The sequence below is a fragment of the Desulfocicer niacini genome (assembly GCF_054657595.1).
Map to the genome: position 1 here is coordinate 1 of NZ_BAAHYK010000032.1, position 24,681 is coordinate 24,681.

At 48.8% G+C, this 24,681-nt stretch carries 17 protein-coding genes and 3 riboswitches; of the genes, 10 read left to right on the forward strand and 7 right to left on the reverse strand.

The window, feature by feature from the left end; all coding sequences use genetic code 11:
* Positions 1–496: 496 nt before the first annotated feature.
* The 3 genes from ACYQ2M_RS16705 to ACYQ2M_RS16715 form a co-directional block, all read right to left on the reverse strand.
* Complete coding sequence (locus tag ACYQ2M_RS16705) at positions 497–1,411, reverse strand: radical SAM protein (RefSeq protein ID WP_459917506.1); 915 nt, start codon at positions 1,409–1,411, stop codon at positions 497–499.
* 141 nt (positions 1,412–1,552) lie between these two features.
* The gene (locus ACYQ2M_RS16710; RefSeq protein ID WP_459917507.1) at positions 1,553–3,808 is read right to left on the reverse strand and encodes an acetate--CoA ligase family protein; all 2,256 of its coding nucleotides are present in this window, start codon (positions 3,806–3,808) and stop codon (positions 1,553–1,555) included.
* A gap of 335 nt (positions 3,809–4,143) precedes the next feature.
* On the reverse strand, positions 4,144–5,868 hold the full coding sequence (locus ACYQ2M_RS16715; RefSeq protein WP_459917508.1) for a TonB-dependent receptor plug domain-containing protein: 1,725 nt from the start codon (positions 5,866–5,868) through the stop codon (positions 4,144–4,146).
* A gap of 248 nt (positions 5,869–6,116) precedes the next feature.
* Positions 6,117–6,372, reverse strand: a riboswitch (cobalamin riboswitch).
* A 361-nt stretch (positions 6,373–6,733) separates the two neighbouring features.
* Positions 6,734–6,911, forward strand: a riboswitch (cobalamin riboswitch).
* A gap of 243 nt (positions 6,912–7,154) precedes the next feature.
* Between ACYQ2M_RS16715 and ccsA the strand changes: the two genes are divergently transcribed.
* Together ccsA and ACYQ2M_RS16725 are read left to right on the forward strand one after the other, a co-directional pair.
* Positions 7,155–7,901 carry a cytochrome c biogenesis protein CcsA gene (gene ccsA / locus ACYQ2M_RS16720; protein ID WP_459917509.1) on the forward strand — a complete coding sequence of 249 codons (747 nt, stop codon included), beginning with the start codon at positions 7,155–7,157 and terminating at the stop codon, positions 7,899–7,901.
* Positions 7,898–8,743, forward strand: a complete 846-nt coding sequence (locus ACYQ2M_RS16725) for a hypothetical protein (RefSeq protein WP_459917510.1) — start codon at positions 7,898–7,900, stop codon at positions 8,741–8,743. The genes ccsA and ACYQ2M_RS16725 overlap by 4 nt, the downstream gene beginning before the upstream one ends.
* A 329-nt stretch (positions 8,744–9,072) precedes the next feature.
* Here ACYQ2M_RS16725 and ACYQ2M_RS16730 read toward each other — a convergent pair whose 3' ends face one another.
* Positions 9,073–9,918 (reverse strand): DUF169 domain-containing protein, encoded by an 846-nt coding sequence (locus ACYQ2M_RS16730; protein WP_459917511.1) that lies wholly within the window; start codon positions 9,916–9,918, stop codon positions 9,073–9,075.
* Between the two features lie 296 nt (positions 9,919–10,214).
* Here ACYQ2M_RS16730 and ACYQ2M_RS16735 point away from each other — a divergent pair, with 296 nt between their 5' ends.
* The 8 genes from ACYQ2M_RS16735 to ACYQ2M_RS16770 all read left to right on the forward strand — a co-directional run bounded on the left by ACYQ2M_RS16735 (position 10,215) and on the right by ACYQ2M_RS16770 (position 19,241).
* Complete coding sequence (locus tag ACYQ2M_RS16735; RefSeq protein WP_459917512.1) at positions 10,215–10,448, forward strand: helix-turn-helix domain-containing protein; 234 nt, start codon at positions 10,215–10,217, stop codon at positions 10,446–10,448.
* A 118-nt stretch (positions 10,449–10,566) separates the two neighbouring features.
* Entirely contained in the window at positions 10,567–11,337 is a 771-nt protein-coding gene (locus ACYQ2M_RS16740) for an alpha/beta fold hydrolase (RefSeq protein ID WP_459917513.1), read from the forward strand.
* A 181-nt stretch (positions 11,338–11,518) separates the two neighbouring features.
* Positions 11,519–11,701, forward strand: a riboswitch (cobalamin riboswitch).
* A gap of 132 nt (positions 11,702–11,833) precedes the next feature.
* On the forward strand, positions 11,834–13,936 hold the full coding sequence (locus tag ACYQ2M_RS16745) for a TonB-dependent receptor plug domain-containing protein (protein WP_459917514.1): 2,103 nt from the start codon (positions 11,834–11,836) through the stop codon (positions 13,934–13,936).
* Between the two features lie 202 nt (positions 13,937–14,138).
* Positions 14,139–15,821 carry an ABC transporter substrate-binding protein gene (locus ACYQ2M_RS16750; protein WP_459917515.1) on the forward strand — a complete coding sequence of 561 codons (1,683 nt, stop codon included), beginning with the start codon at positions 14,139–14,141 and terminating at the stop codon, positions 15,819–15,821.
* Between the two features lie 4 nt (positions 15,822–15,825).
* Positions 15,826–16,773, forward strand: coding sequence for an ABC transporter permease (locus ACYQ2M_RS16755; RefSeq protein ID WP_459917516.1), 948 nt, complete (start codon positions 15,826–15,828; stop codon positions 16,771–16,773).
* On the forward strand, positions 16,770–17,579 hold the full coding sequence (locus ACYQ2M_RS16760) for an ABC transporter permease (protein WP_459917517.1): 810 nt from the start codon (positions 16,770–16,772) through the stop codon (positions 17,577–17,579). The genes ACYQ2M_RS16755 and ACYQ2M_RS16760 overlap by 4 nt, the downstream gene beginning before the upstream one ends.
* Positions 17,576–18,514 (forward strand): ABC transporter ATP-binding protein, encoded by a 939-nt coding sequence (locus tag ACYQ2M_RS16765; RefSeq protein ID WP_459917518.1) that lies wholly within the window; start codon positions 17,576–17,578, stop codon positions 18,512–18,514. Before ACYQ2M_RS16760 ends, ACYQ2M_RS16765 begins: the two co-directional genes overlap by 4 nt.
* The gene (locus tag ACYQ2M_RS16770) at positions 18,507–19,241 is read left to right on the forward strand and encodes an ABC transporter ATP-binding protein (RefSeq protein ID WP_459917519.1); all 735 of its coding nucleotides are present in this window, start codon (positions 18,507–18,509) and stop codon (positions 19,239–19,241) included. Before ACYQ2M_RS16765 ends, ACYQ2M_RS16770 begins: the two co-directional genes overlap by 8 nt.
* A 3-nt stretch (positions 19,242–19,244) precedes the next feature.
* On the opposite strand, the gene ACYQ2M_RS16775 is transcribed toward ACYQ2M_RS16770, so the two are convergent.
* From ACYQ2M_RS16775 to ACYQ2M_RS16785, 3 genes are all read right to left on the reverse strand, one after another.
* Positions 19,245–22,991, reverse strand: coding sequence for a cobaltochelatase subunit CobN (locus ACYQ2M_RS16775; RefSeq protein ID WP_459917520.1), 3,747 nt, complete (start codon positions 22,989–22,991; stop codon positions 19,245–19,247).
* A gap of 74 nt (positions 22,992–23,065) precedes the next feature.
* A complete protein-coding gene (locus tag ACYQ2M_RS16780; RefSeq protein ID WP_459917521.1) occupies positions 23,066–23,887 on the reverse strand; it encodes an ABC transporter ATP-binding protein in 822 nt (273 codons plus the stop codon).
* Positions 23,888–24,442: 555 nt separating this feature from the next.
* Positions 24,443–24,664: an iron chelate uptake ABC transporter family permease subunit gene (locus ACYQ2M_RS16785; RefSeq protein WP_459917522.1), complete on the reverse strand. Its 222-nt coding sequence runs from the start codon at positions 24,662–24,664 to the stop codon at positions 24,443–24,445.
* Positions 24,665–24,681: the final 17 nt, after the last annotated feature.

Sequence of the window (24,681 nt, forward strand, 5' to 3'; positions counted from 1 at the left end):
TATAAGAGAGAGTAGATAAGCCTAACACTCTTTCATGCTTAGTTGTGGGCAAACCGAGATCAGAATGAGGTCTGCCCGTGGCAGTTATATAGAACATGATTGTTTTTTATCCGGTATTTAACCACCCAAAAATTAAAAATAGCCTTACTGGCCCGTCTTGCCAAGTAGGGCTATTTTTTTACAGCTTTGCTCATTGTGTTCATATTATTCACGCCGTGCCTGCCAGTCATAAAACCTTATTGTAGTTCCCATCATGAAATTGTAACGCTACACATCAAGGAACATTATTGACACAAATTTGTCATCACTTACGTTTAGGGTTACAGTCTGTGAAACCTGCAGTGATACCTTGGCTGTTCAGAATACCGAACCCTAACCTGGACAAGCCGGAACCAATGAGGCTTTCTGATTCTTTTGCCAAAACAACACGAAAATCAGAAATAAGAATCTAAATGTTTGTGTTGGCTTTGACGATGCAGTAGTCCATGGGTGAGCATCACCTATATGGTCTTGAACTGAGTCTTTCCGGATGCGCCATGGTGTCTTGAATATAGTTGAGCATTTGCACTTTATCCGCAGGAAGATTACCACGTAGTTGAAGATAATTTGAGACATGGTTGGATCGAAATACCACCGGTCCGGGCGCATTCGTATTTAAAATAATAAGCTGCAGCTCTTTTAAAAAAACAAGAGGATCTGTTATAGGTTTAAATGTCTTTTTCTTGACCATTTCGTCAAGAACAGTGCCCGGATCGATCATAAGAGTCAACGCGGCCAGATAGTCAGGGTTCATAGCGGTAACCGCCTCACCCGTTTTTATGGCATGCTGTTCTGAAAAGGCTTGCCCTCCAAGGCCTAAAATAACAGAAACAGAGGTACGCAACCCCGCTTGCTTGGCCTTGAGCACGGCGTCTATCTGTTTTACAACGGTTGTTCCTTTATTAATAAGGTCCAAAATTTTCTGATCTCCGCTTTCAAGGCCAATATAGACCAAGTTGAGACCCGCCTCCCGCAACTCAATTAATTCCCGGGGACTTTTTCTTAAAATATCGCCAGCGCAACTATAACAGGCGACCTGCTTCAGCATGGGAAAAAGCGCATAGCATTTCCGGGTAATCGTCAATAGTTCTTGAGTCTTCATAATCATGGCATTGGAATCAAGAAAAAATATCTTCTCCACCCGAGGACCATATAGGTTGCCGGCTATGGTGATATCCTCCAGAATCTCATCTGTCGGACGTATTCTGAACCGCTTCTCAGGATACATTTTCTTAAAAATATTTGAATTACAGAAGTGGCATTTTCCAGCTGCTGCAGCCGAACAGCCTACGGTTGCCTGTATAAGAAGTGAGGAATGTTCACTGGGTGGTCGATAAATCGGCTCTGCATAGTACATCTCTGATCGTTTCATAGAATACTTCCTCTGGTGTTCATAGATACTGCAAAGGTTAAATAAATACTTTCGGCTTGCTTCATTTCTGCTTTACACTTTACAGAGCCATATCCCCATTTGGGGGATAAACTTTCAAAAAAGTGTAACCTACTTTTAAGATCATATGATGGATGCCTTACTTAACACCACCAAGGCATCCACGGCAACCGGTGCTGCCCCTTCCACAATAAGGGGATTGATGTCTATTTCCCGGATTTCAGGATGGGCCAGGGGAATCAAACTCAACCGGGAGAGCATTTTGGCCAGGGATTGAGTATCCACGGCCGGCATTCCCCTGACAGGGCCGAGCAGTTTTTCCGCCCGAATCTCCCGGATCATTTCTTCTGCATCTGCAACACTCACCGGGGCAGGCCTGAATACCGCATCGTTCAAAGCTTCGGTAAAAATCCCCCCAAGTCCGAACATAATCGAAGGACCAAAGTCCTTGCAATCCACAATACCGGCCACAAACTCCCGATCTCCCCTGACCATCCGACTGACCAGTACAGACACGTCACTGCTCCGGACCTTTTGTCGCCCATCCTTCTGTTCTCCGATCTCCTGGTCCCCAATCACTTCCTGCATTCCGGTCTCCGATGTCTCAACCGCCTGCATCCGGGCCGCCTGTATACGATCATAGGCCTGGGCAACTTCATCCGTTGAATTAACATTCAACACCACAAGACCCTTGCCGCTTTTATGGAGAATTTCAGGGGCACAGGCTTTTAATACCAAGGGAAAATCCATGCTTTTTGCGGCGGCCACAGCCTCGTCTCTGGTCTGCACCAGGACCTCCTCATTCACGGACAGGCCCCAGGATTTCAGGAACTGTTTGGAATCATATTCGTCCAGATTTCCCTGCCCTCCGGAAAGACAGCGCTGGATCAGCTCACAGGCTCCGGCAGATGGAACGGGAATCGTCGGAGGATGCCAGGGGAGACGCTGTCTCACCTTAAAATGCTTGTAAAGGACCACCATGGCACCGGCAGTCTTTTCCGGCGAGTCGAACACAGGCACCCCATGATCCTGATAAGCAGCTGTATAATCATCATCCCGGTCATAAAAACTGGAAAGGCCCACAGGTTTCCCATGGTCGGCCACCAGGGTAAGGGTCTTCTGCGAAATGGGGGGAGATTCCTTTAAAAAGGTTTCTTCAACAGGGGCGTTGTCAAAATGCTCTTTCACATGTTCATATATTTCCGCCAGGTAACCTTTGCGTATGGCACCGTGGATAACAAGGCCATCCACCTCTCCGCTTTCAAAAATTATGGAGGGAATCTCATGGGTTAAAATATCAATATCCAGATGAAAGGTCATATCCACGGGATTATTGCAGGGAGCATGGCCGTATATCAGGGGCCGGATCCTGGATTGAAGCTCCTGTGAAAATTGGGGAACGGATAGACCCGCCTTTTCCAGTTCATTGGCCATGGCCGAGCCGGGCCCACCCGAATTGGTCAAAATACCGATACGTGGCCCCTCAAGCCCTGGCTGAAGGGCGAGCATATTTCCATATCCGTAAAGCGCCTCAATGGAGTGAACCCGGATAACCCCTGCCTGCCGGAACATTCCCTCGTAAAGATGATCAGGTGCTGCCATGGAACCCGTATGGCTAAGTGCCGAACGTGCCCCGGCACCGGAGCCACCCACATACTGGGCCACCACGGGCTTATGGGGAGTAATCCTGCGGGCCACCTCAACAAACCGCCTGACGTCTTTGACGCTCTCGATGTAAAGTGCAATGGCCCGGGTCTGCTCGTCCTGCCCCAGGTATTCGAGGACGTCGATGATATCAATGCTGGCGCTGTTCCCCACACTGACGGCCTTGCTGAATCTGATACCCCGCTTTCCCAGATATGAGATGGTCTGGGACACGTAGGTACCGCTCTGGGAGGCCAATCCCAATGCACCTTTGGCACGGGGATAGGGGGCAATGGTGGTGTTCAGTGAAATATCGCTGTTGATGATGCCCATGCAATTGGGACCCAGAAACCGGATGCCGTACTGCTCACATATTTCGTTGAGCCTGTCCTGAAGCTTCTGGCCATCCCTGCCGGTTTCACCGAATCCTGCAGTAACGATGATGGCACTCTTTGTGCCCTTCTGTCCTAAGGCCTTCAGAATGGGAATAACCTGGCTTGCGGGAACCACCAGAAAAGCCAGATCCGGGGTTTCAGGCAAGTCTGCCACACTGGCATACGCCTTTCTCCCTAAAACCTGTTTTTCCTCTGGGTGTACGGGAAAGATCTTTCCCTTATAGCCATCCTTGATCATGCTCAAGGCCTGCATGGTGCCCATTTTCATAAAATTATTGCTTGCGCCAAAGGTGGCAATGGAAGACGGATTCATCAAATAATGCAGCGGATTGGTGGTCATTGCAATTCCTGTTCGAAGCGGTTAACAAAACTCAGATCTGACTCAATTGAGGGATATCTCTACCCGGCACGTATACCCATAAGTAATACTCTTTGTATCATTAATTTTAACAGAAGACAAAAAAAGAAGGGCTTGGTCCTAACTTCGCCCACTGGATATGCACCAAACAGTTAGCAAATAGATATTATGATAAAATCCAAAATACTCAACGGCTATTATCTGATGGGTGCTGGCCAAAGTGGGCCAACTTAGAACCAAGCCCAAAAAGACTTAAATTCTCCGAGAGCGACATTATCCGGTCGAATATGCGCATGACAGGAGGGCAGGCACCTTGATTAAAATTTATATTCCAGCCCCACAATCCACAAAAGGGGAGGTGCCAGCAATCCATCCACGTAATAATAGGTGGTATCCGCAATATTTTCAATTTCGGAAAAAAGACTGAATTTTTTAAAAAAATATTCTCCACGTATGTTTGCAATGAGATATTGCGGAGCACTTTTTGTATTGGCTTTATTAGTGTAGCACTTTGATGCGTAAAGCACATTCAAATTGAAAAACAATTTTTCAATAGGTGTCACATTAAAATTCACATCAACCCGATGGGCAGGCTTGGCTGTGAGCCACAAGCCTGTATTTTCATCTTTTGCTTCAAGATAGGTGTATGATGCGTTGATGCCCAGCCATTTCCAGGAATTACAATTTATCCCAAAATCCACCCCTTTGTAGGTCGCCTCCCCCACATTCTGATATTGTCCAATCCCTGCGTCATCACGAACATAGCTAATTTTATCTTTTAGTTGATTATAAAACAAAGTCAAATGAGAAGAAAATGATGGAGACATTTCCATGGAGAATCCCAACTCATAATTATTTGCAGTTTCCATGGTCAAATCAGGGTTGGGGATGGTCGAGGAGGTTTCATTGTATCTATGATAAAAGGAAGGGGTATTATTAACCCGGCCATAGGATGCAGAAATTTGATACCTGTCTTTTTTATAAATCAGTTTTATTTCTGGATTTACTGCATTATCAAACTCCGAGTTATAACTGCCGCGAAGCCCCATTGAAAGGGTCATCGGCAGAAATTCAAGCCCCCTGGACCAGGTGGAAAACGCTGAAAAAGAGGACTCACGTTTCCTGGAAAAATCTGATCCCACTGCCGTTCCCAGCTCACACGCACCCCCAAAATTCAAGCTGTTTTGTTCATTTAATTGAAAGGCGTAATTAATATCCTGGCCCAGTTTTCTTACTTCAATGGTCTTATCCAAGTTTTTGCTGATATCGGTATTATGCTTCTCTCCCTGGCTGAGATAGGTTTTTCCGGTCAAGGACTTAAATGAAGAAAATAGAGAAAAAATAGCAATATCCGTCTCCTTGCGGGAAAAAGGAGTGGGAAAGTCGGGTAATCCGCTCAAACCGCGTTCATCGTTCATGTAGTCGGCGGTAACAATAAAGCCCATGTCTTCCCGGGGGGAATACTCAAGTCGCCCCCCCAGTCTATGGGTCTCTTTATCATTATTCGTCTTATATCCGTCATTGGTGTTATACTCCGCCGAGATCCCCATGCCCAGTTGTCCAAGAATGCTGGTCGCGTTTGTTTTGGCGTTAAATGCTCCTTTGTTGCCCGCATGGGTCTTAACGGCCCCTTTAAATTTAGCGATCTTGCGTGTGGAAATGAGAATCACGCCGCCTGCAGCATCACTTCCGTGGGACACACCGCCCTTGCCTTTATAAATTTCAATTTTTTCAATGTGATCCAGCACCACCATATCCCAGCAAACACCGCCGTGGGTGGCTGTGGGATCGTTAAGTGGTTTCCCATTTACATAGACCTTCACCTTGGATGATCCATGTATGGAAACGGATGAATCCCCTGCCCTGACACCCGGCACTCTGTTTAATATATCGGACATGGTGTTCACGTTCATGGCTTCAATGTCCCGGGCCGTAATGATAATGGCATCAGTGCTATCCAATGCAATAGAAACAGGCACAAATTGATAAAAAAACAACACCATTACCACAGTAACCACCACACAAAGATATTTCCCCACCATGTCACCTCCCCGCCCTTCACAAAAAATTAAAAGAATTATTAAAAGAATTATAAGGACAATAAGTAAAATTTACGGAGATTGATGGTGGCGGATCAAAAAAAACAACAACACTATTGCCAGGCATTCAATCATATATGGGGAAGTGAGAAAAACCACGAAAACAGGCAAACCCCCAAATCGTAACAACAATCCGGGATTTCCCATTTTTATCCGGCGGGATTATTGCGCCATTTCTTTGTCCACGAGAAATAGCGTCATTTGTCTGGGCAGGTCTTCTGACTTTCCTTACGCTTCAGCAGCCTTCCCACCCGATGTTTTATTCGTTTTCATACCTGAAATAATTTCAGACACATCAAAAAAAACGCATAAAACCTTGGGCAGTGGCACTCCATGCCAAAAACGCTTTTCCCTGTCAACGCCATGGGAAAGAAGGATTACAGCGGCGGGCCCGTCCCCGATTTTAACGGGGTTTCCTGTTCAAAAATCCAGATAAAAACACCATGCATCCATGGTAAATATTCGGCTTAGTCATGTAAATGTTTGGGTCGAGCCTCATATTCACCTGTTGAAAGTTGCGTAACATACTAAGTCTATGTTAGCAGACCAAAACAGATAACGATGGGGCGCGGACCGAATATTTACCCTCCATGGCAGGGTAATCATTGAATTTCCTATGCTTGCAAAAGCACCCAGACGATTTCGGGAGTAACCTTAATCACTATTTTTTAAATTAGTCAATATATTTATTGTTAAGTACCCACACCCTTCAAAACAATAAAACATATCATAAATTGTTTCCCCTCGGACCTTGAAGCAGCTCCGGAAAAGTTTTTTTATCCTTGACTTTTTTGTTATTGGTTTGTAGACAAAGCATTAGTTTTCAGGTGTTTTACTCAAAAGGGAATTCCGTGAAATTCGGAAACGGGCCCGCCGCTGTAATCGAGGACGAACGCTGCAATATGTCACTGGAAAATACTTCCGGGAAGGCGCAGTCAGTAGAATGATCCGAAAGTCAGAAGACCTGCCTGGCAAACAAAAAAAACAGTTTTTGCGATATGCCGTTAAATTCATGGGCTTCATCCCATGGATAGTCTCCATTGCATGACACAGGGATTATGAAATTTTTAATCGGCAATCATTGGATCTTAAGGGGTCAATGAAACTGTTTCAGGGAAATGCCGCATGGGAGTGCTGCTATCCCCATGGGTTCCATGGATAAAAAAGGGAAATCCACGGATTGATATTCGTGGATTTTTTGTATTAATGGGAGCCATGAGCACATCATCATGTCTGAATTAATTAAGGACTGTTTTCTGGCAGCAACCATGTGTTACTTCGTCAGCCTGTTTTTCATCAGCTGCCGTTACAAGACCGGTGCTGTCCTCTTTTTGATCATGGGGTGTCTGTGTAATGCCCTCTCCCTGGTAATACGATACTACATTTCCTTCCCGCTGCTTCCCCTTTACCAGGGTTCCTATTTCATTCCCTGCATTGTTGGCCTGTTATACATCCGCCCTCTTTTATCCCGGAAAGGCCACCTGGTTCAACCATTATTGGTATCCTGTCTGGCGGCAACGGCATTATTATTTCCCAATGACTACTATCTTCCATTTTTACAGTTTAAAACGCCGTTTTCGCATCTTTTCTTTCTCTTTGGTGTAATGGGAAAAGCCCTGTTTTTAATGACCGGTGTCACTGCATTCTTGATCTTAACCGGACAAAAAGATTCAACCGACACAAAAAAAATGATCCACATTGCCATGTGGGGATTTTTTTTCTGGACATTGTCCATTTTTTCCGGTGCCATATGGTCTTATCTGGGATGGGGTTCCCCCGTGATATGGGATGATCCCATTTTGACAAGCACCATGGCGATGTGGCTCTATTATATCCTGTTTCTTCACCTTCACCTAACCCAATTGCATGGACCCAGGCCCAGGGCCATCCTGGCTCTGGCAGGAGCATTTGGCACTTTTTTCACCACCTGCCTGCCGGAACTTGGCATATTTAGATTACCGGGAGGATTCTTTTGAAAATACACCACCGCATTTGGCATTTCTGGGGCCATATTAACCTTACCCTGGTCATCATCGCTTTAATGATGGTGGACCTGTTTGCCGGATATTCCCCACTTAAACATCATCCTGAACTCTTTACTCCCATCAACGACATAGGTTTTTACCAATGGGCCGGTTCCTACGGCAGATATTATCTAAAATACACCGCCTGGCTTTTCATTCTGGTGGGTCTGCTTTCATGCCTGTCCATCAACACCTTTGTATGCACCACCCACCGCATGGTCATCTTAATCAAAAAACGCAATGCATTTCCGACAAGATTTCGATTTTTATTGCGGCTCTCCCCTCACATCATGCATTATAGCATGCTGATCATGTTTTCGGGGTATCTCATCAGTTATCTATGCACCGGAACCCATATGGGCAAAATTCTACTGCCGGGAAAATCCATCTCCATTGATTCCCCTGCCTGCACCATTACACTGCAAACGCTTTCCATATACTATTATAAGGGAAAACGCATCGCCCACATGGAAAAAAGAGCCATTGATATCAAGGCAGTGGTGACAATTAAAAATGGTCACACAGAAAAAACCGCCCTGCTTGATTTTAACCAGCCCATCTATCTTTCTCCCATCTCCATTCATTTAAAGGATTTTGCCCCCAAAACAGACGGGGGGATGAATCGGAAACAGTTTATCCATGTAATTATCAAAAATGATCCGGGGAAATATTATTATTTTATCGGCATGTTGCTTTTCACCTTGGGGTTATTTCTCTACCTCTGGGAAAAACTGATCCCTTCCAGTCGATCCTTTATAGGCCAGTCCACCAGTCAAACAACTGGTATTCAATAGCCAAACAATCCAATTCCTTCCCAGGTTCTACAGAGCCTTGGGCAGGGGAATATCGTAAATAACGCCGCTGGCACCGGTAATCCCCACAATGATTGATTTTGTCATTTTGCTTTCTCCTCTTTTTAGAGTGTACACTTTGTACATGATCGCAGATGATGGGAATAAAAAATAGGCATCTTTCACGGCGACTTTACACTTTCTGGAGTCCAAGTTTATTTTTCAGGTGTTTCTCCCCAAAAAGTGTAAACTATTTTTATGGGGATGTGAAGGATGCCTTCTTTTGCCGAAATAACGCGAAATTCACAGATAAAAATCAAACAAATGCCTAATTAATCCTCCTCTCCCCAGGCCTTTGCACTACGGCGTACCTTTTTACGAACGATTGCCCACTCATTGCCGACATTGAACATGGATTCTGGTATGGCCTTAAGCATTTTTTGATACAGGGATAAGGGAACCGTGAAGGTCAACTCATCCGTTTTTAAATATTTTCTTGCCGAAGGATCGAAACCACCGAGTACGGCTTTTTCCATTCCCTGTTCTTGATAGTGAAGCGGCCAAGACAGAATATTGGTGCACCCTGCACCAAACGGGGACATCACACTGTCCACCTCTCCCGTGGTAAACGTCGTATGGGTGAAAAGGCCGGTCAGCACTTCTGGCCGGGCAAAAAAAATGATAAACTCCGGTTTTTCATCGTCCACAAATAAAGATAATGGCTTGAAAATACAATATTTTGCCGGTGCGTTGCGGGGATTCACCTTGTCAAGAAATTTCCTCATCGATTCGGGAGAAGGCAGGTATCGTTCTCCATGAATGGGTGTCCCTTCAAACCCTGTGGTCACATAATGCTCAATGAATCTGAGGTTGGGTTTCATCATGGAGCAGTAAAAAACACCTCCGGGGCATCCGTAATTTTCTGAGGATATATAGGCGGCGCAGTGTTTTTTTCTGGCCAGCCAGATATTACCGATAACGCAGGAAAAAGTCTTAAAAACGGCCTGCATATCCACCTTCCCCTGATCTTCCAGTTCACGCGAGATGGGGACTCCAGATTTAGGGCCAAAGGATTTTTCTGGTTTGATGTCATCGTAATATACACCAAAAGGTTCTTCGTCCAAACCCAAATGATCCAGAAATACTTTTGTATCTTCAAGCATTGATTTAAAATTCATTTTGCCTCCTTTATGTTGTGCATACAACTATCAGGTCATTTTTTTATACCTGCCTGTTAAACCCCATTATTCAGGTTTGATATGATGTGTAGCAGGACGGACTGGCAGGCCGCTGCATTCCCGCATTCAATAAAACAAGAATGGCGCCCCATTGTTCAGCGGTCATGTCTATATTCGCTAATTTGAATCGTGCTGCAAGCGTATTGCTTAACAGCCCATTGACCAATCCGCTTAAATGTGCCAAAGATTTATTGTGATCATAATCAAACATTATATTTGGTTGCACACACAACCTAATGAATTATGTCAAATATTTTAATCCCGGCTTGCCGCTGTCAGTTTATCCTGTAAAAAGGGTTGACCTCAATGCCCTCCTGCAATTTCAAAAACGATTGCGTTTGAACGAGGCCAGAAGGTTGATGCTCACAAAAAACCTGGATGCACTGACCGAAACATTCGAAGTTGGTTACAAAAGCCCCTCGCAGTTCAGGCGTGAATACAGCCGATTATTCGGTGCTCCGCCTTTATGAGATATCAATCGTTTACATCAAACAGCCCTTGCTTAACAAGGTTTAATTCCCTTATATTCAGATTTTTGCACGGAAGTATTCGTTTGGCAGAACCATAATACCTCACAAGGAGATATCCATGCCAAAGCTAAAAATGAATGAGAGTCACACGCTCAGCTATAGACTAATCCACAGGGGCCGGGACAAACCCTATCTTGTATTCCTGCACGAAGGCCTGGGATGCGAGATTATGTGGAAAGATTTTCCAGAACTATTATGTAAAGCCACTGGTTGTTCCGGACTGATCTATGATCGTTTGGGCTACGGAAAATCTTCTCCTTTGAACCGTGCTCATACTGTGCATTACATGCATGAATATGCGTTAAGAGAACTCCCAAAACTTTTAAAAGCAATAATTCCCGGCGCACCTTTCATATTAATTGGGCATTCGGATGGGGGAAGCATCAGTTTAATCTATGGCGCGGAGCAACCTTCACTCCTAAAAGGCATCATCACGGAGGCAGCACATGTATTTGTTGAGCCGAAAACCATCGCCGGCATCAGGATGGCTGATGAGGCATGGGAGAAAGGACAGCTGAAAGGACTGATAAAATATCACGGAGACAAAACAGAAACAATTTTCAAAGCATGGTCCGCCACATGGCTTTCCGGCTGGTTCAAATACTGGAACATTGAATACCTTTTGCCAAGCATTGAGGCGCCACTGTTGGCACTCCAAGGAATGAATGATCAATATGGCTCCGCAGATCAAGTCAAATCCATTGTCTCTAAAACTTCCGGTTTTGCCCAGTCGGAGATGATCGAAAATTGTGGGCATGCCCCACACATAGAGGCACAAGCGAGTGTTTTGAAGGTTATGTCTAACTTTATAGCCAAGATAACATTATAACCAACAAACGAAAAGAAATGGCCTGAAGATCCGCTTTTCATCAGCGTCGTCCAACAAAGGCAAAAACAGGTTACCATTTACAAGAATTGCAAAAAACATACACACAAATAAGAATCCAGCATTCTTTTTGAGAAATCGCTCTTGACACTTAAGTGGCTTTTTGACTATAGGAGTAATCGTAATTTAATTTACGGGTAATGGTGCTGAATAAAGCCTAAAAGGGAACTCCGTGAAATTCGGAGACGGGCCCGCCGCTGTAACCGGGGACAATTGCCTCAAGATGCCACTGTTTGTAATGAATGGGAAGGCGAGGTAAAAAGGATGAGCCGGAAGTCAGAAGACCTGCCATGACCTTTATGAGTGGACGTATACCCGTGGCAGGGCGCGTCCAATCGGATCAGCGGATAAAATCGGGACATCCCGGATCTATTTTTTTAATAGGTTCGGGATTTTTTTATTCCGGACCCACGTGATCAGCGGAACTGGAATGAAAAAGATGATGAAACAAAATTTTCAAAACCGATTATTGATGCTGAGTTTACTCTGGTTGTTTCTGAGTATGGCCCAGCCGGCAAATGCTGCAAAAGAGAACACTGAAACCTGCACAGATCTCGGAGAAACTGTTGTTACCGCCACCCGTTCGGCCAGGGCGGCGGATGAATTGTATGCCGATGTGGAGGTGGTCACCCGGCAGGATCTTGAAAAAACCACAGCCACCACCCTGGAAAATGCCCTCCGGGGTCTCCCGGGGCTGGACAACCGAGGATCAAGCTCTCAAAGCTGGTGGTTCACCACCAATATTCGCGGTATCGGAGGCGGAAAGCGCTCCCTGCTTATGATGGACGGGGTGCCCTTGAATTCAGCTCTTACCGGATTTGCCTACCCCCTTCGCACCGATCTGTTTTCCGTGGAGCAGGTTGAAGTAGTCAAGGGATCTTTCTCTTCCCTATACGGCAGTAACGCCATGGGCGGTGTCATAAACATCATCTCCCGCCAAAGAAAAAAGGATGGCATTGAAACCAATGTCAGGGGATACGGCGGTCAATACGGATTCGCAGAGGGCGGAACTTCGGTTCTGGGCAAAAAAGGCAAGCTTTCCTTTAACCTGGATGCGGCCTGGCAGTACTTTGACAACCAGTACCGGCGGGACGACAACCTGTCATACTCATACAGATCAGGTAAATTTACCAAAAAATACGAAAAAATCACCGACGGGGAATTTGATACCAAAAAATTATTTGGCCGTTTCGACTATAAAATGAACGATGTCTCCTCCCTGTGTTTTTCCGGCAACTTTGCCCGCAATGAGTCTGCCAATGGGATGAGCGATTACCAGCCGGTTACCCGGGATCTGGGGGACAGCCGCCATGATTTTTATTTCCTGAACCTGTCAGGCACAACCCGAATTCTGAACGACCTGAATCTGGAAATGCGAATTTACAGCAACCACGACGAAACCGATTCACTGCGGGAGCATATTGTGAATAATCCCGATTATGTTTCTTCCGGCAGCACCGGTATGGGCGGCATGGGCGGCATGGGTTCAAGTATGGGCATGGGAGGCAGCAGCGATGTTTCGCCGTATCTGTATCTGGTCGGCGATATTGAGCACTGGGGCCGGGACACAGGCATCCAGCTCAAAGGAACCAAAGCCTTGGGCCAAAGACACATATTCACCACAGGCGTGGATTATAGTTTCATGCAGGGTTTCTGGGAAAATACCGAAGAAGACGGCACAATCATTGACCGGACCATGGACGAGAATATGAGCAATGTGGCCGGTTATCTGCAGGATGAAATCAATGTGACTGACAATTTCATCGCCACCCTGGGCTGCCGATATGATATCAATTCCGAGTCTGAAAATGCATTCTCTCCAAAACTGGGCTTGTTCTACCGGCTCAACAACACGATAAGCTTCAGGGGCTCCGTGGGCAAAGCCTTCCGAGCGCCCAACCTCAACGAACTTTATACCCCCACCTGGATGATGATTCCAGGTATTCCCTTTGAGTCCAATCCTGATCTGGAACCGGAGGAAATCTGGTCCTATGACCTTGGCACAACCATCAGCCTGCCCTGTAACCTGGAATTTAGTTTTACCGCATTTTATTCCAAAGCCGAAAATTTAATTTCCAACCCCATCAGCATGGGGGTCATGCGTTATGAAAATTTGGATGAAGTGGAAACCGACGGGTTTGAAGCAGGTATATCAGGTCATATTACGGATTGGCTGGGGCTTCACCTTAACACCACTTACACCCATTCCGTTGAAAAAGGATATGGCCGACTGGACAACGTGCCCCTTTACCAGGCCAATGCCGGAATCACCACCCACCATGCTCTCAACGATCTTTTCAGCCTGTGTACCTCCCTGGATCTCCGGTACAGTGACGAGACATTGTATACGGACAACATGTCCGGTAACTCCATCGTGGTTGACGATTATACAGTATTGGATGTGGCCGCAAGCCTTCGGTACAAGGAAGGCATCAATTTAAAACTGGCCATCCATAACCTGACAGATGAGGAGTATGCCATCCACGGTTCCAAGCTGGGCCCCAGCCGTTATGTCTGGGCAGGTCTGGAACTGACCCTTTAAAGCCATATTTCATTGAACCGGCCGGATTTTTTCCGGCCGGTTATTTAAGACGATTCCACCCCAAAAAAACGTACCCGCCTGCATGTCTTTTTCTTTGTTTTTCGGGTTGTACTTTTACCCACCATGCATGGGAAAAACCGCCTTTAAACAAAGCCTGTGCATCCTGGTATGTTTTTATCCGCCAATCGTCTGAGGAGATCTCATGAAAACCTTTCTCCGCTGGGTCTGCCTGGCCCTGGCATTCATCTGGCTATGGGGATGTTCATCTGAACAGCCCGGACCACCAGAAAAAATATCCACCCTGATCATCGGCACGGGAAGGGACGCCACCCAGCCGGGCAATTTCCAGCCCTTCGGCATGTGGGAGCCAGCTTGTCTCATATATGAAACCCTGGTCAACCTGGACACCGAAACCGAACCGGTGCCCTGCCTGGCAAAATCCTGGCAGGTATCAAATGACGGACGTACTTATATTTTTGATCTCCGGGAGAAAATTTCCTTCCACGACGGCACCCCCTTTGATGCCCAGGCAGTGGCCGATAATTTTAATAAAATCGGCCGGACCGGATGGCAGGTTCTGGGCAGGCTTATCAAGGAAGTCCGGGTTGAGGGAAAATATCAAGTAGCCTTTGATTTAAACCGTCCTTCTCCCCTTTTTCTCATACACCTGGCCGCCAGCAGCCACGGGATGGTCTCTCCTTTGGCCATTGAAGCCAAGATGCCCAAAAACACAGCATCTCAAAAAATGGACATGGCCGCCAATCCCATGAAAAAGACTGTCATGGCTAAGGAAAACATGACAGCGGTTAAAGGCGGTATGCCCCCGGCCATGAAAAAAGCAATGGACATGGGAAAAGGAATATCCTGGGTGGTGACCAGGCCCACCGGTACAGGCCCCTATATCTGGGACCAGGCATCCTACAAACGGGCCCGAACCTTTGCCGTGAATGCCAACTCAGACTATTGGCAGGGCAAACCGGGATTTAAACGCATTGTCTGGGAGGTAATCCCGGATACCAATGCAAGATCCCTGGCCCTGGAAACAGGAGAAATCCATATCACCGGCCTCACCCCCAACAGTGCCCTGGGACGGGAAAACCTGGACAGCCTGAAAAAAAACCCGAACATGGCCTTTGCCACAGGGTCCAACTGGGGAGCCAGACTTTTGGTGGTGAATCTTCACCGTCCCCCCTTTGACCGGCCCGGGGTCAGAAAAGCGATGCAACTGGCCCTGGACACCGACGAAATTCAGGCGTTTTTAGGAGATACGGCCCGGGTGTGTACCGGCCCCCTGGGACCGGACACCCCTTATACCCGACCGGGACTTGCCCTTGCCCCCTTTGATCCGGAACAGGCCAAAGCCATTCTGGACAAGGAAGGAATAAAAGACACAGACAAGGACGGCATCCGGGAATTTGGAGGAAAGCCTTTTTCCCTCAATCTGATCGCCACAAAAAACCAGGGACTTGCCGTGATGGTGTGCCAACGCCTCAAGGCCGTGGGCATTGACGCCAGGGTGAGCCCCAGGGAGGGAGGATCGGTGTTTGAGATAATCCGCCAGGGAGATTACGATGTGATTTCCCATCCCAATATTCCCTCCTTTTTTCTGGATCTTTACGGGGCATTTCACTCCGGATCCTGGTTGTCGGCCCACCTCAATGATCCGGATCTGGACCGCCTGCTGGAAAGGGCAAGGCAATGTCCAAACAAAGGGCAATTTTTAAACCTGACCTGGGAAATCCAAGACAGAATCCTTGACACCGGTATGATCCTGATGGGGATCAACGAATCCAAAAACGCCGTATTCCGCATAGACCTGGTGCAGTTTGCCTTTCCCCCGGAAGAATGGGTGGGGGCGGCCCAGGATCTGTGGCGGATGAACTGATTCCATGGCAAACTATGCCCTGCGGCGGCTGGGAACAGCCTTGATTGTGCTCTCAGGCGTTATGGTGCTGACATTTTTTCTCATGCATCTCACCGGTGGAGATCCTGCCGTGATCATTGCACTGGACCGATACGGCGCCCAGCTTATCTCCCCTGAATCCGTCCGGGCTCTGGCACTGGAACACGGCCTGGACCAGCCATTGTACAAGCAATTCATGGACTGGGCTTTTCTGCTGATGACAGGAGATCTTGGGGTCTCTTTACGCACCGGGGTACCCGTGGCCCGGGAGATTGCAACCCGGCTGCCGGCCAGCCTGGGTCTGGCCTCGGCATCGGTGGCCATATGCGCCCTCATCGGCATTCCCCTGGGAATCCGATCAGCCCTTTGCCCGGATGGGTATCTGGACCGGGCCACCCGGATACTTGCATCCATCAAGGTATCAGTGCCGGGATTTTACATGGCCATGCTGTTGATATACCTGTTCAGTATTCGCCTAAGATGGTTGCCCAGTTTCGGTACAGGCAGTCCGGCCCACTGGGTACTGCCCGTGGCCGTACATGTCCTGGGCCAGCTTGGACTCACATTGAGGGTGGTCCGTTCGGCCATGCTGGAAGTTCTGAACACCGAGTATATCAGGTACGCAAGACTCCGGGGCCTGTCTTCTTTCAGGGTTCTCTATGTCCACGGTCTGAGGAATGCTGCCATTCCCGTGTTTACATACCTTTCTTTGCAATTTCTCATGGTCATGGAAGGATCGGTAATCGTTGAATCCATTTTTGCCTGGCCCGGGGTGGGCAAACTCTTTCAAGAGGCAGTGTTCGGCCGGGACTTTACCATGGTTCAGGCTCTGGTTCTATTTTTCGGGATCACCATTGTTCTGGTAAACACAGCCATGGATTTTGCATACCTGATCTTTAATCGGAAAATCCCCCTTCCCGGAGAAAAAATATGACCCGCAGCCTTGCCCCGGCCTACCTGACGGCTTTGACCCTAATTGCCCTGGCCGCCCCTGTCATTGCTCCCCATGATCCCTATGCCATTGATATTTCATGTCGTCTTTTGCCGCCTTCGACCAGGTTTTGGTTCGGCACCGACCACCTGGGACGATGCCTTTTAAGCCGCATGATTTACGGGGCCAGGGTCTCCCTGGGCATGGGCACGGCCATCATGGCCGTTTCCCTCCTGTTGGGTGGAATGCTCGGAGCCCTGGCCGGCATGGCCCGGGGGCTGGTGGACGGAATCATCATGCGGATCACCGATGTATTCATGGCCCTGCCATCCATTGTCTTTGCCATGGTGCTCTCCCAGCATCTCGGGCCGGGTCCCTTCAACCTCATCCTGGTCTTTTCTTTGACCCTGTGGACCAGGTACGCCCGAATGATCCGAGGGCTGGTCCTTGATGTGGTCCAGGCAGACCATGTGGAAACAGCCCGCATGGCCGGTCTCCCCGGCTGGTACATCCTCAAGGCCCATATCCTGCCAGGTATACTGCCCCCCGTGGCAGCCATGACCACCATGGGTATGGGCATGAATATTCTCATGGTCTCTTCCCTGAGTTTTCTGGGGCTGGGAATCGTGGAACCGGTACCGGACTGGGGTGCCATGCTGGGTGCCGGTGCCGATTATTTCAGAACCGCCCCCCATATGGCATTTTTTCCAGGGCTTTTGATTTCTTTTACCGTCCTGGCTTTCAACAGTGTGGGGGATCAAATAAAAAGCCGAAAAGACAGGATGTTCCAAAAGGCAAACATTTCATGAAACCGATATTGGATATTAATGGACTGTCAGTGGCATATCCCGGCCCCAACGGAACCGTTCACGCCCTGAGGGATCTGAATTTCTCCGTTGAAGAAAAGGAAATTTTCGGCATCATTGGAGAAAGCGGGGCTGGAAAAACCACCATCTGCTCCGTACTCATGGGCAGGCTGCCCCCAAACGTCCGATGCCAGGGCCTGGCAAATTTTAAGGGCTACAGTCTAACGGCCCTGTCCCCCAAAGCTTTTAAAAAAATTTACACCAGAAAAATCGCCCTGGTACCCCAGGGCACAGACAGCCTTAATCCATTGATCACCATTGGCGACCATCTCACAGAAACCCTCAATATTGCAATGCCTTCCGTCAGGCGAGCCCCAATCCGTCAACGGGCTCTGGAGCTTTTAGAGTGGTTCGATCTGCCCGATCCCCCCAAGCTTCTGGACCGTTACCCCTTTCAATTGTCCGGAGGAATGAATCAACGGGTGCTTCTCTGTCTTGCCTTTGCCGGCACCCCGGATCTGGTGATCTGCGATGAACCCACGAAAAGTCTGGATCCAGACCTTAAAGAGCGTGTCATCTCTTTTCTAAAGCAAATCTCCTTAAAGGAAAATTTGGCCCAGGTCATGGTCACCCACGACCTTACGGCGGCCCGAAAACTCTGCCGACATCTGGCCGTACTCCACCGGGGCAGAATCGTGGAAACCGGACCAACCGACAGCCTCCTGGATCACCCCCTCCATCCCTATACCCGGGCCCTGGTCCGGGCCCTGCCTGAAAATGGAATGCACCCCATGGCTTTGCCGGACTGGGACAGAATACCAGCCGGAGGAAGCTGCGCCTTTTCCCCCTGGTGCGAAGCGGCCCCAAAATGTGAAGGAAGACCCAATTTCCCCACGGAAGTTCTGCCGAATCACAAGGTGTGGTGCAGCCATGCTTGAAATTGAGAACCTGAGTAAAACCTTTCGAACCGGGCTATTGGCCCCCGATCCCGTACCGGTACTTTGTGGGATAAACTTAAAGGTGCCCCCCGGAGAAATTTTGGGACTTGTGGGGCGAAGTGGTGAAGGAAAATCCACCATGGCCAGGATAATCATGGGCAGGGAAAAACCAGACAGGGGACATATATTGTGGAAAGGAAAGGATATTTTCACCCTTCGGGGAAAAGAAAAAAGGGCATATCGATCACAGGTACAGATGATCTCCCAAAACTGCGATACCGCTTTGAATCCCCATGACTCCGTGGAAAACGTAGTGGGGGAAATTTTTCTGGTGAAAGGACGAAAAGCCCATGCCCGGATCACCCGAAAAAAAATTACCATGATCCTGGAGGGAGTGGGACTGGATGCCGGTCACCTGGACCGTTACCCGTACGAACTCTCCGGCGGAGAACGCCAGCGGGTGATGGTGGCCCGTACCATGGCCCTGGCCCCGGACCTTGTCATTGCGGACGAGGCCACAGCCAGCCTGGATGTCACCACCCAAGCCCGGATAATGAATCTTATGTGCACCGCCGCCATAACCCATAAAACCAGCCTTATCATCATTTCCCACGATATGGACCTGGTACGGGCAGTGTGTCACCGTGCCGCCATTCTTGAAAAGGGAACCATTGTCTGGAACGGCCCGGCATGCCAATTACCCGCCTCCCTCCAATCTTCAACCTGACCGTTATCCCATGGTTTCTATTTTTTCTTCAACCTCCCCTTCCATGTCCAGGTACTGCATTTCAAGATCCCGGATCTCATCGTCTGTGGCATCCCAATAGCCCCGCTGTCGGGCCTCCAGAAGCGAGGCCGCCATATCCAGCAGAGCAAAGGCATTATTCTCTTTCAATTTCTGGGCCATGGCACGGTCATCCAGAAAAGTCTGTTTAACCGCAGAAAAAATCCAGGAATCAACCCTTCCTGTGGTGGCGGACAGGCCGATGAGATTCTTAACCCGATCGGCCAGGTGCTGGGCCCCGTGAACCTGATGATCTAAAAGCGCGTTAATGTAATCCGGGTTGAGCAGCCGGGTCCGTACGCTGATGTTCACGGCTTTTTGGGCTTCATCCGTGTACATGGTGGAAGATGAGGAATCGGTGTAAAGCATCACAGGTTTTTTACCACGAACCTCCTCCACAGATCGAGAAAGCCCTCCGAAATACTCATAGTAGTGATCCAGGTCGGCAATGGAATAATCCACTGAACTGCGAACTTGGGAAACCAGGTCCACCCTGGAAAGTTCAGCCCGAAACAGATCCGGCTGGGCCTGACCTTTGCGGCTCCGGGTATATAAATGTTTCTGGGCTGAAATAAATCCACGGGCCAGCTCAGACTCATCCTTCCAGGAACCCTGGGCCACCACCGTGGTCAGCCCGGTACCATATTCCCCCCTGGCTGGGCCGAACAAACGCCCCATGGAGAGCGCTTTTGCCTCTTTTTTGTCCAAATTCTTTTCAAGTTCCGCCTGGGTCTGCCGGGAATGGGCTTTGCAAAAATTCAGTTCTTCCGGTTCATCAGCCAGGCACACCGCCTCAAACACCTCATCTAAGAAATCGATCATATTGGGAAACATGTCCCTGAAAAAACCGCACAGGGATACCACCACATCAATCCTGGGCCTGTCCAGTTCCGATAAAGGGATAAGCCTGAATTTCTTTTCCCATGCATTTTCCACAGAGACCAGGTCCACCCCCAAATAGGCCAGAATCTGACCGATGGTTTCCCCCCGGGTCCGGGAGGTTTCAAGCCCCCACAACACCACGGATACGGATTCAGGATAATCCTTTCCCGTTGCTTTGAAGTAGGACAGGGTGGATAATGCCACCCGTCGTCCCCGATCCATGGCCGTGGCAGAGGGTACTTTTCTGGCATCAAATTGAAACAGGTTGTTGCCCGTGGGAAATATATCCGGATCACGGATCAAATCCCCACCCAGACGGGCAGGAAGAAATCCTCCCCCAAGGCAGCGCATCAGCCCTCCCAATTCGTCGGTCTGTCGAATAAGTTCCAGACAGGACCGTCCCCGGTCCATCTGTCGATTCACCAAGACAAGCTCCTCTCGGTTCAACCGGTCCGCCACGAACATTGGAAGGGAATCTTTGTCCAACACCACCCTGTCAATGAGGTCCAGTCCCATGTCCCAGGCAGCCTCCTGTTGTTGAATCCCCGGGACATCCGGATCCAGGGCTGAAAAAAGCAGACCGGGCAAAGCAGGCAGATCGGCCGTATCCCAAGCCAGAATGGCCCCTAAAAACGAAACCACCTCCTGTTTTTTAAATCCGCTGCCAAGGCAGTGGAGCCCCAGTGGCATAAGACAGGTTTTCATGCGCACCAGTTCTGCGGCAATGGCGTCCACGTCCTCGGGATCATCCGGCAAAAGGGAAAGCGCCCCTGCCCCTTTGACAATACGCCCGTAAATCTCTGCCCTGCGGGCCTCGGCACCGGGCTCAACAGACTCATATTCTTCAATCAAAGCTTCCAGATCTGCCATTTCTCCGTAAGCCCCCGATTTGCGGAACCCAGGTCCGGAATAGGAAATAAGACCGGCATGGGAACGGCGTTTGGCAATGGTGGCTTCAGAAGGATTACCGGCATGATAAAAATAAAAATGGGGCAGATCCCCCATCAGCATGTCCGGGCAACATCTGCCGGACATGGCGTTTTCCTTTCCCGGCAAAAATTCCAGGGTACCGTGGGTACCCACATGGACCACGGCATGGGCCTTAAACTCATGTTTGAGCCAATGATAAAAGGCCGCGTACTGGTGGTGGGGGGGCAGGGATTTATCATGGTAATTCTTGTCAGGGTCTTCATCTGTACCCCTTGATGGCTGCAATCCTAGGAATACATTCCCTTCCAGAATACCAGGAATGGCAAACCCGGTTTCATCGGCCATGATCTGTCCGGGAAAAGAACCCCATGCCCGGTTCGTCTCCCGGTTATGGGTAAGCACCTCCGGACAGCGGTCATAGGGAAATTTAATTCCCCGGCCCTGATCTGCAGTCCACCGGGGACTGTTGCACTGCCCCCGGGTCATGAAGATTTCTTCCATCTGTTCCGCTGTGATCCCCCGGGTGGTGTATCCCTCCTGTTTAAGACGAATAATCATGCTTTCAACACTTTTAAAGGTGTCCAGAAAGGCGCCTCCCCCCACATTGCCTTCTCCGGGAGGATAATTGTAAATGATAACGGCAACACGTTTTTCACTGTTCTGCAGCCGACGAAGCCGGATCATATTCAGGGATTTGGACCGGAGCCTGTCAAAGCGTTCATGGATCAGAGATATGGCGCTCATGTCCGGCATGCCGAGGCTTGGGGCCGGAGCAAGCCCTCCCAGAGGAATGGTATCGGTGACACCGTCCATCTCCGGCAACATGGTGCAGATAATGGTTTCAGCCGGACCTAGGCCAGGCAAATCATTCTCCCAATCCGTAATCCTTCGACGATTCATAAAAAAGGGATGCAGTACAGGTACATCAAAACGTTTAAAGGTTCTGGGCCCCATTTCCTCATTGCCCCCCATGGGACCGGCACCGAATCTAAAGGGCAGGAAATCCCAAACCAGGTCCAGGGTCATGCCCTGGGCCAGGTGTTCCTCAATGCGTTTAAACTTCTTATCTCCCGTATGAACCCCCAGGGGGATACAGTTAAAATCCTGTGACATGCGCTCCATGATATCCGCCATGATATCAAAATGGTAATAGGGATAATTAGCCGAAGAAAAAAGCAGCCCCAGGGAGGGCTTTGATTTATCAAAGGGATGATCCTTTTTAAAGGCGGCAAGGCTTTTATAGCCCTTTCCCGTACCCGGATGAACCAGCACATGGTCTGCGTAATCCGTGATCTTTCCAGGTTTCGACAAAGTGCTAAACCCGCCGTATTCCCTCAGGATCAGCAAAACCATATTGTAAATATTTTCGGTCCCGGCATGGGTCCAGGCCCGCTGGAGCATCAACCAGTGGTGGAGCCCCCTTGAAAACCGGCTGAGTTTGCCGCCAATGCCGGACATGGCTTCCAGACGATTCAGGTCCATATTTTTCATTCCCATGGGCTGCTTGTTTCTGCCCATGGATCCGGCCATCTTAGCAAAAGAAAAGGCTCCCAGACGGACTCGTTCCCTTAAAACCTGAGTCCCGGCCCCCATGACCGCCAGATTCCCGGTGTATTTTTCGGTTTCTTTTTCCAATAATTCCACCACCCCGGAAGAGGCACCCATAAGGTCTAAAAAAAGAAAGTCAGAAACTGCCACCGCCTCGGCCATGGCAGTCATTTTTTCCCTCTGACTGCCGGCCTCTCCAATGTAAAAAAAAGACACCTTCAGTGCCTGTTCCAAAACAAGCCCTGCACCAGCATCTTTTTTAAGACGATGGACGGCCTCATCAACGAATTTAAGGCCTGCGCCGGATACAGAGATAAGGGTAAACTGAAACATATAAAGGACCTCCATAACAAAAACGGATAAAAAGACAGGCAGGCTGAAATATTTTTTGACAACACCGTAGTGCTTTATGCACGGATTGAATCCCCCATCCGGGCATTGAACAATGCTCTTCTGCTTTTCAGGGGAATCAGGTATGGACAATTATTATAGGTGTCTTTCCGGATGCCGACGGTGATCTGGAAAATACGTTCAAGCTCTCCATTGCGGATAATCTGATCCGGCTTACCTTCCTGAACAATACGGCCCGCTTCAAGCACAACGATTCGATCGGCAAAACGTGCCGCCTGGTTCAGGTCGTGGAGAACAATCAGTGTGGTGATGTTTAGCCGTTTATTTAATGATTTAATCAATTCCAGCACCTCAAACTGAAAGCTGATGTCCAGATAGGTGGTGGGTTCATCCAGAATCAATACCTGGGGTTTCTGGGCCAAGGCCAAAGCCACCCAGGCCCGCTGTCGTTCTCCCCCGGAAAGGGCAATCATCGGTCGGTGTGCATAATCCGTCAAATGCGTCAATTCCATTGCCCAGTCAATGATCTCCCAGTCTGCTGAACGCATTTTTCCGGTCCATTTTAAATGGGGAAACCGACCGTAACTGATCAGCTCCCGAACCGTGTAATCATCGGGCACTGTGGGAAACTGGGGTAAAAACGCTACTTTTTGTGCCAAAGATTTTGCCGAATATGATGCCAGGGATTTCTCCTTGAGAAGAATTCGCCCTTTCCGGGGTTTTAAATTTCCGGCAATGGATTTTAACAGTGTTGATTTTCCCGAGCCATTGGGACCAATGATCACGGCTAATTCACCGGCACCAATATTAAGATCAACAGAATTGATAACATCCGTTTTTGTTTTATAACCGAGACTGAGATCTTGTATCTTGATCATGGACACACCCCTTATTTTATATAACTGCCATGGGCAGACCTTATTCTGATCTCGTTTTGCCCACAACGAAGCATGAAAGAGTGTTAGACTTACCTACTCTTTCTTATAAACCCACATGTCCTGGCGGACACAACGAAGATAGGGTCGTAGACGCGGAGCCAAATGGCATTATGCCGCCCCTCCGACGGGCAATGGGCCCGGCCCGGAACTGTAGACAGCTCAATTGTCCGGTTCCTATTGCCCGTCGGGGGAGGGGCTCTGTTGAGGTAGACTTGAAGGCTACCTTTTCATATAAACGATCATGTCGGCCTGCAGATACAGCGAATAATGGGTCGTAGACGCGGAGCCAAATGGCATCATGCCGCCCCCCCGACGGGCAATGGGCCCGGCCCGAAACCATAGACGGCTCGATTGGCCGGTTCCTATTGCCCATCGGGGGGGCTCTGCTGAGGCAACCTTGAAGGCTACCTTTTTCATATAACTGCCACGGACAGACCTTATTCTGATCCTGTTCTGCTCACAACTAAGCTTGAAAGGGAATGTCTGGCTTGCCTTCTACCCTTTATTGAAATTGGATCGCAGCAAATAAAGAAAAAAAGGCGCAGCCAGCACGGCCATGATAATGCCCACCGGCAGCTCCACAAAACCCAGTAATCCTGCCACACTGACGGCGCTGGCCGCCAAAAGGGCTGCAAGGGAGATAAAGACAAGTCGATGTTTTTCAACATTCAGTCCCAAAGAACGGGCAATGTCATCTCCCAATTGAAGCATCTTCAATCGCCAGCAAAAACTGC

What these genes read in the sequence shown, in the direction of transcription:
- ACYQ2M_RS16705 (WP_459917506.1), bottom strand. Translation starts at nt 1,411, where the DNA reads ATGAAACGATCAGAGATGTACTATGCAGAGCCGATTTATCGACCACCC.
- ACYQ2M_RS16710 (WP_459917507.1), bottom strand. Translation starts at nt 3,808, where the DNA reads ATGACCACCAATCCGCTGCATTATTTGATGAATCCGTCTTCCATTGCC.
- ACYQ2M_RS16715 (WP_459917508.1), bottom strand. Translation starts at nt 5,868, where the DNA reads ATGGTGGGGAAATATCTTTGTGTGGTGGTTACTGTGGTAATGGTGTTG.
- ccsA (WP_459917509.1), top strand. Translation starts at nt 7,155, where the DNA reads ATGTCTGAATTAATTAAGGACTGTTTTCTGGCAGCAACCATGTGTTAC.
- ACYQ2M_RS16730 (WP_459917511.1), bottom strand. Translation starts at nt 9,918, where the DNA reads ATGAATTTTAAATCAATGCTTGAAGATACAAAAGTATTTCTGGATCAT.
- ACYQ2M_RS16735 (WP_459917512.1), top strand. Translation starts at nt 10,215, where the DNA reads ATGAATTATGTCAAATATTTTAATCCCGGCTTGCCGCTGTCAGTTTAT.
- ACYQ2M_RS16740 (WP_459917513.1), top strand. Translation starts at nt 10,567, where the DNA reads ATGCCAAAGCTAAAAATGAATGAGAGTCACACGCTCAGCTATAGACTA.
- ACYQ2M_RS16745 (WP_459917514.1), top strand. Translation starts at nt 11,834, where the DNA reads ATGATGAAACAAAATTTTCAAAACCGATTATTGATGCTGAGTTTACTC.
- ACYQ2M_RS16750 (WP_459917515.1), top strand. Translation starts at nt 14,139, where the DNA reads ATGAAAACCTTTCTCCGCTGGGTCTGCCTGGCCCTGGCATTCATCTGG.
- ACYQ2M_RS16755 (WP_459917516.1), top strand. Translation starts at nt 15,826, where the DNA reads ATGGCAAACTATGCCCTGCGGCGGCTGGGAACAGCCTTGATTGTGCTC.
- ACYQ2M_RS16760 (WP_459917517.1), top strand. Translation starts at nt 16,770, where the DNA reads ATGACCCGCAGCCTTGCCCCGGCCTACCTGACGGCTTTGACCCTAATT.
- ACYQ2M_RS16765 (WP_459917518.1), top strand. Translation starts at nt 17,576, where the DNA reads ATGAAACCGATATTGGATATTAATGGACTGTCAGTGGCATATCCCGGC.
- ACYQ2M_RS16770 (WP_459917519.1), top strand. Translation starts at nt 18,507, where the DNA reads ATGCTTGAAATTGAGAACCTGAGTAAAACCTTTCGAACCGGGCTATTG.
- ACYQ2M_RS16775 (WP_459917520.1), bottom strand. Translation starts at nt 22,991, where the DNA reads ATGTTTCAGTTTACCCTTATCTCTGTATCCGGCGCAGGCCTTAAATTC.
- ACYQ2M_RS16780 (WP_459917521.1), bottom strand. Translation starts at nt 23,887, where the DNA reads ATGATCAAGATACAAGATCTCAGTCTCGGTTATAAAACAAAAACGGAT.